This window comes from Bacillus sp. EB600, from assembly GCF_024494385.1.
GTDB lineage: Bacteria > Bacillota > Bacilli > Bacillales > Cytobacillaceae > JAEVLT01.
The window spans coordinates 1-542 of record NZ_JAEVLT010000152.1 but is presented as its reverse complement, the minus strand read 5'-3'; the positions used below and the strand labels follow the sequence as shown (position 1 = coordinate 542).

The 542-nt window shown below is 49.4% G+C and carries 6 tRNA genes; all 6 read right to left on the bottom strand.

Annotation, left to right across the window (positions count from 1 at the left end):
* Window positions 1-4: 4 nt before the first annotated feature.
* Window positions 5-79 (bottom strand) — tRNA-Asn (locus tag JN080_RS29065).
* A gap of 22 nt (window positions 80-101) precedes the next feature.
* Window positions 102-175: transfer RNA gene (locus JN080_RS29060), tRNA-Ile, on the bottom strand.
* Window positions 176-184: 9 nt separating this feature from the next.
* Window positions 185-258 (bottom strand) — tRNA-Gly (locus tag JN080_RS29055).
* 21 nt (window positions 259-279) lie between these two features.
* Window positions 280-361, bottom strand: a tRNA-Leu gene (locus JN080_RS29050).
* A gap of 8 nt (window positions 362-369) precedes the next feature.
* A tRNA-Cys gene (locus JN080_RS29045) sits at window positions 370-443 on the bottom strand.
* Window positions 444-454: 11 nt separating this feature from the next.
* A tRNA-Gln gene (locus JN080_RS29040) sits at window positions 455-529 on the bottom strand.
* Window positions 530-542: the final 13 nt, after the last annotated feature.

The following is a 542-nucleotide window of genomic DNA, read 5'->3' as shown; positions in this document are numbered from 1 at the left end:
AAAATGGCTCCGCAGGTAGGATTCGAACCTACGACCGATCGGTTAACAGCCGATTGCTCTACCACTGAGCTACTGCGGAACAATAAATAAAGTTATAATGATGGGCCTAAATGGACTTGAACCATCGACCTCACGCTTATCAGGCGTGCGCTCTAACCAGCTGAGCTATAGGCCCATTATTTATTGGAGCGGGTGATGGGAATCGAACCCACGACATCAGCTTGGAAGGCTGGAGTTTTACCATTAAACTACACCCGCAAAATATAAAAAGTCTCTCTATACCGGTGGTCGGGGTCGAACCGACACTCCAAAAGGAACACGATTTTGAGTCGTGCGCGTCTGCCAATTCCGCCACACCGGCATGTCGTATGGAGGCAGCAACCGGATTCGAACCGGTGATGGAGGTTTTGCAGACCTCTGCCTTACCACTTGGCTATGCTGCCATTTAAAGATATGGCTGGGCTAGCTGGATTCGAACCAACGCATGTCGCAGTCAAAGTGCGATGCCTTACCGCTTGGCTATAGCCCAATAATAATTCATC